This is a genomic window from Cyanobium sp. Maggiore-St4-Cus (genome assembly GCF_024345615.1).
GTDB lineage: Bacteria > Cyanobacteriota > Cyanobacteriia > PCC-6307 > Cyanobiaceae > Cyanobium_A > Cyanobium_A usitatum.
This window is the reverse complement of record NZ_JAGQBL010000026.1, coordinates 1-6,713: the sequence shown is the minus strand read 5'-3', so window position 1 is coordinate 6,713 and position 6,713 is coordinate 1. Positions and strand designations below refer to the sequence as shown.

10 protein-coding genes are annotated in these 6,713 nt (G+C 50.9%); 2 read left to right on the top strand and 8 right to left on the bottom strand.

Annotated elements, in window-relative coordinates:
• Positions 1–131 precede the first annotated feature (131 nt).
• From KBY99_RS14740 to KBY99_RS14730, 3 genes are all read right to left on the bottom strand, one after another.
• A complete protein-coding gene (locus KBY99_RS14740; RefSeq protein WP_254999807.1) occupies positions 132–467 on the bottom strand; it encodes a lysozyme inhibitor LprI family protein in 336 nt (111 codons plus the stop codon).
• Between the two features lie 219 nt (positions 468–686).
• Positions 687–1,016, bottom strand: coding sequence for a DUF86 domain-containing protein (locus tag KBY99_RS14735; RefSeq protein WP_254999806.1), 330 nt, complete (start codon positions 1,014–1,016; stop codon positions 687–689).
• Complete coding sequence (locus tag KBY99_RS14730) at positions 1,013–1,321, bottom strand: nucleotidyltransferase family protein (protein WP_254999805.1); 309 nt, start codon at positions 1,319–1,321, stop codon at positions 1,013–1,015. The genes KBY99_RS14735 and KBY99_RS14730 overlap by 4 nt, the downstream gene beginning before the upstream one ends.
• 956 nt (positions 1,322–2,277) lie before the next feature.
• Between KBY99_RS14730 and KBY99_RS14725 the strand changes: the two genes are divergently transcribed.
• Together KBY99_RS14725 and KBY99_RS14720 are read left to right on the top strand one after the other, a co-directional pair.
• Positions 2,278–2,514, top strand: coding sequence for a FitA-like ribbon-helix-helix domain-containing protein (locus KBY99_RS14725; protein ID WP_106500938.1), 237 nt, complete (start codon positions 2,278–2,280; stop codon positions 2,512–2,514).
• Positions 2,486–2,923: a type II toxin-antitoxin system VapC family toxin gene (locus tag KBY99_RS14720; RefSeq protein ID WP_254999802.1), complete on the top strand. Its 438-nt coding sequence runs from the start codon at positions 2,486–2,488 to the stop codon at positions 2,921–2,923. Before KBY99_RS14725 ends, KBY99_RS14720 begins: the two co-directional genes overlap by 29 nt.
• Positions 2,924–3,308: 385 nt before the next feature.
• On the opposite strand, the gene KBY99_RS14715 is transcribed toward KBY99_RS14720, so the two are convergent.
• From KBY99_RS14715 to KBY99_RS14695, 5 genes are all read right to left on the bottom strand, one after another.
• Positions 3,309–3,917 (bottom strand): hypothetical protein, encoded by a 609-nt coding sequence (locus KBY99_RS14715; RefSeq protein ID WP_254999801.1) that lies wholly within the window; start codon positions 3,915–3,917, stop codon positions 3,309–3,311.
• Between the two features lie 237 nt (positions 3,918–4,154).
• The gene (locus KBY99_RS14710) at positions 4,155–4,388 is read right to left on the bottom strand and encodes a hypothetical protein (protein WP_254999800.1); all 234 of its coding nucleotides are present in this window, start codon (positions 4,386–4,388) and stop codon (positions 4,155–4,157) included.
• Positions 4,385–5,065, bottom strand: coding sequence for a hypothetical protein (locus tag KBY99_RS14705; protein WP_254999799.1), 681 nt, complete (start codon positions 5,063–5,065; stop codon positions 4,385–4,387). Before KBY99_RS14705 ends, KBY99_RS14710 begins: the two co-directional genes overlap by 4 nt.
• 100 nt (positions 5,066–5,165) lie before the next feature.
• A complete protein-coding gene (locus KBY99_RS14700) occupies positions 5,166–5,858 on the bottom strand; it encodes a hypothetical protein (protein WP_254999798.1) in 693 nt (230 codons plus the stop codon).
• A 506-nt stretch (positions 5,859–6,364) separates the two neighbouring features.
• Positions 6,365–6,713: hypothetical protein (locus tag KBY99_RS14695; protein ID WP_409996577.1), on the bottom strand; the 349-nt coding region annotated here is incomplete at its 5' end.

The following is a 6,713-nucleotide window of genomic DNA, read 5'->3' as shown; positions in this document are numbered from 1 at the left end:
CAAAACATCTCACCAAACATCTCACATGCGGCTTTTTTATTTTTAAATCGATTGCGCTGCAATGAGACTGGGCGAGAAATTGTTGAGCCTTCCAAGCTGATATTCGAAACAGTAAGAAGCCCATCCCACAACTACTGATCCATCCCCTTAAATTCTTTAAGCAGTGTCCGATTCAACTTGTTATTACAGCTAATCAGCAACTGCGGGTATATACTGCCATCTTTATAAGGTGCATATGCAGCAGCGCAAACAGCTTTGCTTGCTTCTTGCCATTGCTGATAAATGGCGGTAGGCAATTTGCTATTTAACTGTTTAGTTGATTGCTCTAATTGCAACCCAGCGCAATAGCGCATCTCCACAGTGGTTTCACCAGGGCAGTTAAATTTATTTGGTTGGGCCCTGGCAGCAGTAGATGGCAGCAGCAACAGGACTAGTAGCAATAGCGTTTTCATAGATCCTTTAGCCACTTGAGCAGCGTACGGCTAGTTGCTGGTGGGTTAGTGGGCGCGCAAAGGTAACCAGAGGTTTCAATCCTTACCGAGCCATGACCATGGCCGTGGTGCAAATGCTGCCAGTGTTTCCTTGTCAGGGAGTTGTTGCAGTTGCTTGTTGAATAAAGATTTAAGAGAATTAAGTGAACAATCAGTTTTGCCGTGTACCTCTAACTAACACTGGGACTGAAGATTTCATTGGTCCAGAAGGGTGTTCACAGCTGCTGTAAGGGGTGGTAAATCATTTTCCACAGTTTTCCAAACCCTGCCGAGATTCACCTTGAGGTAATCGTGGATCAGCACATCGCGCATGCCGGCGATCTGTCGCCAGGGGATCACTGGGTTTGCCTCCCGTAGCTCGCTGCTTAGATTTTTCGTGGCTTCACCGATCACCTCCAGGTTGCGGATAACTCCGTCTTGGATTAAACGAGAATTAAGGAAAGCCTGCTTCCCTGCAGCTGTGTACTCGGCGATGCGTTCCAAGCAGTCGCGAATGCTTTCGAGGTATAGAAGATCTTTATTCAAAGCTTCAAAGCCTGATCCAAGATCTGCCTGCGAATGAGCGGATGCAGTGTTTCCACTTCGGTGACATCCACCGAACAGCCAAGTAAGTCCTCGAGGTCTTGGCGCAAACCAATCAACCCCAGCAGTGACTGCTCTGTAGCCAGGTCAACCAGCAAATCGAGGTCGCTGTCAGGATGCTCCCTTCCCGTGGCGATCGATCCATAGATCCTCAGGTTGGATGCGCCATGGCGTGTTGCCACTGCAAGCACCTGCGGTTTCAAGGCATCCAGCCGCTGGCGAATCGTAGTAACAACTGAGCTGGTCATAACTTCAGGCTAAATTGATCGGCTTGCGAAGTTTCATTATGGCTCTTCTGATTCTGAACAGCAATGCTATGCAAATGAAAAGTTGGTCAATAATGGTGTGTCCGTAAGTAATTAACACATGGAGGATATCAAGCTCTGGATACATAGCTACCCAAGAAACTATCTAATTAGGCTTTGGTGAAACCAGTTTTGGTGCAATCTCTACACCGAGTTCACATCTTAATTTAGCCTCTTCTAAACTATATGGCTGTTACAGTTGCGCATGAGATTTAGTACACCATGCCACACATTGCATGTTTATTACTGCTTTCCACATCTACATTTCTTTCAGTGGTTGCCTTTGCTCAACAACCAATCAGACCTTTACCAAAAGTTGGTAGTTGCCCTTTGGGTTACTACAGCTCCGGTAATTATTGCGTTCCATCTTCTAGCGGTAATACCCGCGGGGCAATAGAAAAAAGTAGTAGCAGCTGTCCGCTTGGTTTTTACAGTTCCGGCAATTACTGCCTCAGCAGCCCAAGTAATGAACGGGAAGCAATCCAAAAAACTGGTAATTCATGCCCGCTTGGTTGGTTTAGCTCCGGCAGTTATTGTTTAAAAAGTAGTTGATGCTGTCTCTACTGCTGGAATTAGCAGGCTTAAGGGGCCTTGAGCTTTGAGGATTCGATCTATTCCCACAGGAACAGGCAGAAGCGCCGCGTAGAACCTGATGAATGGATCGCCGAACGTAGTGAGAGCGATAAAATGAAGAGGGCTCAAGCAAGCTGAGTTACCGCAAGCAATCCTCATACGTATTTAACGAAAGCAAAGGTTGCTCCATTAAGCCCCCAAGGATTTGATTAACAGGGGTGACAACTTTGTTGGCAGAGGGGGCGGTAACTGTCAAGAAAGGTGCCGGCAGCATCCGCCACATCAAATAATACCTATAGCATTGCTATCAACGAATGGAGGGTGCTATGGCTGATCTTCTGGTACGCGGCGTTGATGACGACCTCGTGCAGGCGCTCAAGAAAAGGGCCGGGGCCCATGGCCGCAGCCAGGAAGCAGAACTACGGGTAATTCTTGCCTCTGTTCTGCTCAGCCCACCGCGGCGCAACCTGGCGGAATTACTGGCTGCCATGCCGGATGTTGGGGTGGACGCCGATTTTCAGCGCCAGAGCGATCATGCGGCGGCGCCTGATGTTTTTAATTGACACCAACGTGATCAGTGAGGGCCGCAAAGGACGCCGCGCTGATACGGGTGTGCAGGGCTTTTGGGCAGCTGCAGCCCAAGGCAACACCCCACTATTTCTGGCTGCGGTCACCATCGGTGAGCTGCGCCGCGGCGTGGAGTTGATCCGCCACCGTGGGGATCAACCGCAAGCAGAGCGGCTGGAGCAGTGGCTAGCTGAGGTATTGCAGACCTACGGCGATCGGGTGCTCGATCTTGATGGCGATGCAGCCCAGATTTGGGGGCGACTGCGGGTGCCCAATCCCCACAACGCCATTGATAAGCAGATTGCTGCCATCGCCCTGCTGCACGATCTCACCGTGGTTACGCGCAACATCGATGACTTCGCCAGCTGCGGAGTGCGGCTGCTGAATCCGTTTCAGGGTTGTTGATGGCATCTCGGTATTTTGAGCAAAAGCCAGTTGCTGCGTTATTCAGGTATTTCTTACTTACTTAGGCGGCTCATCATTACGCATATCAGCTTGCACAGCACTATCAAGAACACAAAGTTGCAAGAAGTCATTGGACTGATTAGTTAAGCCCCAAGGATTAAATTAATGAACGTTATCTTTCCTCGTAATGGGACGCACTGTGTTTACATCCAGCGCATCTTTCCGATTATTACTAACAGCATAAATCCAGTAACTATTTGAGATAATAATATCAACCATAATGTTTTGCGTATCCATCGCAAACTAGAGATACTAACTAAAGTCATTCCTTTACCTTTGGCGACAGATCTTGGCCTTGAGGTATTAAATGTTGGTAGTGAGGTCATCAGAAAGGTGCTTCCTCACTGCCGAACTCGTCTACGTAACCGCTGGTCCAACTTGGGTTCGCCCCAGTGGGGTTGGCGGTACTTACTGAATATCCGTCTTGTTCATCAAAACCCGCAGTTGCATCTTCTTCTTCTCGGGCGACATATTTCAAGACTTGAGCAGCTTTTACCTGCAGACTGAGGCCAGTGCCTTCAGGCCTTTCCCATCCGTAGGTAGTGAACTTGATGATCATTTCACTGCCGTTTCCGATCGCCTTGCCATCCCATGGCTGCCGTTTTGAGTCGATCAGCTGAGGCCCGGTTGCTTTGCTTCCGTCTTCCCTGACAAATTCCTGGGTCTTGAATTTGACGATTACTTGGCTGGGGTTTTCTTTATCTGCTTTCCAGGGCTGGCCTTTGTCTGACCTCTTTTTCTTTGTGCCGTGGGTGTCGGTAAAGATCTGATCCAGCTTGTCGATGAATGCTTTGTGTTTGGGCGTGGTGTTTGGGCTTAGCACTAGGTCAACTGACCAGGCATTCGGTTTGCTTGGATCCATCTGGGGCCGGGCATTGATTAGCTGCGCCCAATTGACAGAGGCTTGAGGCGTAAAAAAGGTTTCGGAGGCCATTGTGGAAATTAAGGGTTTATGGGATTAAGGGTTTAAGGCCCGCACCAAGGCGGACGAGGTGGTGGATGGCCCCAGATTTAGTGAGTCCATGGGCGGCCATTGCTGCCATTACTGCTTCCAATGCGTCTTGGTGCAGGCAAACCATCAGGTGTGTGCTGGGGCGCTTTTTGGCTGGACGGCCATAAGGGAGAACCACAGAAGGATGAGCGCTAGTTGGCTCTGGATTGGGAGCCCGACTCATGGGACCCAATCGCTGATTTTTGCAGCTGTGAAGTTTGGTAGTAGATCCGCCAGCTCAGCTTTTACTCGCTCAAGTGTGTCTACATTCCGGCTGATAGCAAGAAGTTGCCCCGCCAAGACGCGGCTTGCGCCTGCTTGCGTAAGCCGGTTCAAGATGTCCTGCTGGTGATCAGAAACCAACGCCAGCTCATTAATTGCATCTTGGATAATTTGGGCGTTGCTATTGTTCATTTGGCGACTCCGCCAGAAGACTCGATTGTGAACCGATCAATGAACTGCAGATGCTGCAGTTCGGTAATCAAAGGGATCAAACTTTTCTCTGAGCCAGGAACTTTGAAGGCACTACGGAAATGGCTTGTGAACACCTTCCGGGCGTTGGCATTGAGCTCCTTCACCATCTCTATTGCCATTAACCGTTGCTGCTCGCTAAGCAGCGCGGTTGGCCCATCAGGTTCAATCCCCTTAGCGGCAGCGCCTTGAACTGCTTTGATCTGCTTTTCAGAGTCTGGTCTTGCTACTGGCTTAGCTGCTTCCTCCTTGAGGTTTAGCTCCGGATGCTTTTGTGATTCCGGCCCCTCATCGATATGTATGGCCCTGTGGGGCTGGTTAGCAGCTAACAACGGAAAGCCGAGTAGGTGATTTAGTAAATCGCCACAGTCATCGCCATAGGCAGCTTCTTCTGCGCCACCTACGTGGCGCAGTATTACCTCCCAAGGCTGCTCGATAGGTGGCCTTGATGGCCGGAGAATCCAGGAGAATCCATGCTTATTGGCGCAGGCTAATAAAGCAGGAACGCAAGTAATTCCGTGGCTGTTGCTTTGAAGCTGTGATAGTGCTGAGCTGAATTCGCAGTCGGCATTAAATGCCCGAAGAGCTAACTCCGTAGAGATGTTTTGCGTGTAACTCATTGCCGGATGTGTTGCATATATGGGTCACTCGGGCACCTTAGTCATTCGGTATACCGATTCGCAACCTTACAGCCAATAAAAAATCAGAGTTCTGATTTAGCTACTTGCCCTTTGCGGGCTGCAGGCTGGCAGCCCAGCTGTTTAGCCAGTTAGCAGGAGCCCACTCGGATTTCTCTGCGTCCCATAGCTCTTTCAGCTCCTGGGGGCTGTAGACATCAAGCTCCAAGAGCACGTTCAGCCATTTTGAGCGTGCAGAAGCAGTCGCCGCCCCGCCGGCGCGGATCAGATCGGAACTCGCTGCCCCAACAAGCCGCACCTGCTTTCTTGCATGCTGTGCCCAGGCGGCACATAGATCAGCGGCCGCCTGGTCTGTCAGCTCTGGTGCAGGGTTAGTTGGTGGTGCCGCCAGCCAAGCCGGTGGGGGCAGTAGTCCCACGTGGCAGGACCAAAAATCAGCAGCGCCCCAAGGGGTTCCATCGTCGTGGGTGATCGCCCGACCGTTTGTTAGCTGGTCAAGCAGATCACGGCTGGTAACCCCTGCGAAGTCGGCTTGGTGGAGGCGCTCATTGGTCTCGGCGAGGTTGATAAACCATGAGCTGCGGGGGTGCCGGGTTAGGCCTCGCTCTAGTTCGCTTAGGCCGCTATGGCTGGATGAGGAGTGGCCTGCTTCATTTGCCCATTTGCGGATCGTGTACTGGGTCCAACCGTTCAGCACCCGCCAGCGGCGCAGCATTCGGCCAAATTCCAGGGAAGAACGTTCGCTGTGTAATCGGACTTCGGAGTAAACGGTCATGGCTGTTGCTGGATAGGTGTTTTGATTGCTGTACTGAGTTGACATAGGGCTTACCCAAATACTAAGCCCTCGGGAGCCTGAGTTGAAGCGCCTAGCCGATTTGACGCATCAGATATGGCGGAATCTGCCTTGGTGCGAATTTTTGGTGCATTTGTTAGCGACCGGCTGCCTAGAAAACGACCGGTCACTATCTGGCCCCCCTTTAGCCAAAAGCGTCTCCTGCACTGGGCAAAGCAGCGCAGCCAGCGACTTAGCGATCTGCAAGAGGTGGGCGAATTAGGCAGCAACACCCCCAGAAGGCCAAAAATTTTTGAGTGCCTGACTGGCTTTTTAGCCGCGTGCGACCAGCTGCCTAGGGCATTTTGTCGCTATTTTTCACGTTTGACCCGCTTCTGACCCTTTTGACTTAATAGGTCTCCAAAAACGTAGTTATACCAACCGTTTTCAACTGAGATACTCTGCCTTCTAAGCAGCCGGTCGAGTGTTCGAATCACTCAGGGGGCGTTTCAATCAGGTCCTGCATTCTCAGCCCAAAAGCCTTCTGTCAATGGGTTTATCCCTGCCAGTTGGTTAGCGCTCGCTAGTGCTTCTAGCTTCTCTAAGGGCAGAGCCCGAATCATGGCCTCGCCCCTTGCTTCTCCTTCTGCCTTGCCTAGGCCAAAGATTTCCTTGTAGGCAACGCTCTGGCTGAAATCTTCAATGGTGATACCACCCATGGCACAAAGCTCCGGAATCGAACGACCGCTAAACCTTGATACAACAATAGCTGTAATTACATCACTTAGATCTGTGGCGAGAGCAGTTCCTGCTGCCTTAAAACGCAGTTCTGCAGCTGCTTGCCTGCTTGGTAATAGT

Excerpts from the sequence above, each read along its gene's own strand:
- KBY99_RS14710 (WP_254999800.1), bottom strand. The coding sequence starts at position 4,388 with ATGAACAATAGCAACGCCCAAATTATCCAAGATGCAATTAATGAGCTG.
- KBY99_RS14725 (WP_106500938.1), top strand. The coding sequence starts at position 2,278 with ATGGCTGATCTTCTGGTACGCGGCGTTGATGACGACCTCGTGCAGGCG.
- KBY99_RS14705 (WP_254999799.1), bottom strand. The coding sequence starts at position 5,065 with ATGAGTTACACGCAAAACATCTCTACGGAGTTAGCTCTTCGGGCATTT.
- KBY99_RS14700 (WP_254999798.1), bottom strand. The coding sequence starts at position 5,858 with ATGACCGTTTACTCCGAAGTCCGATTACACAGCGAACGTTCTTCCCTG.
- KBY99_RS14715 (WP_254999801.1), bottom strand. The coding sequence starts at position 3,917 with ATGGCCTCCGAAACCTTTTTTACGCCTCAAGCCTCTGTCAATTGGGCG.
- KBY99_RS14730 (WP_254999805.1), bottom strand. The coding sequence starts at position 1,321 with ATGACCAGCTCAGTTGTTACTACGATTCGCCAGCGGCTGGATGCCTTG.
- KBY99_RS14720 (WP_254999802.1), top strand. The coding sequence starts at position 2,486 with ATGCGGCGGCGCCTGATGTTTTTAATTGACACCAACGTGATCAGTGAG.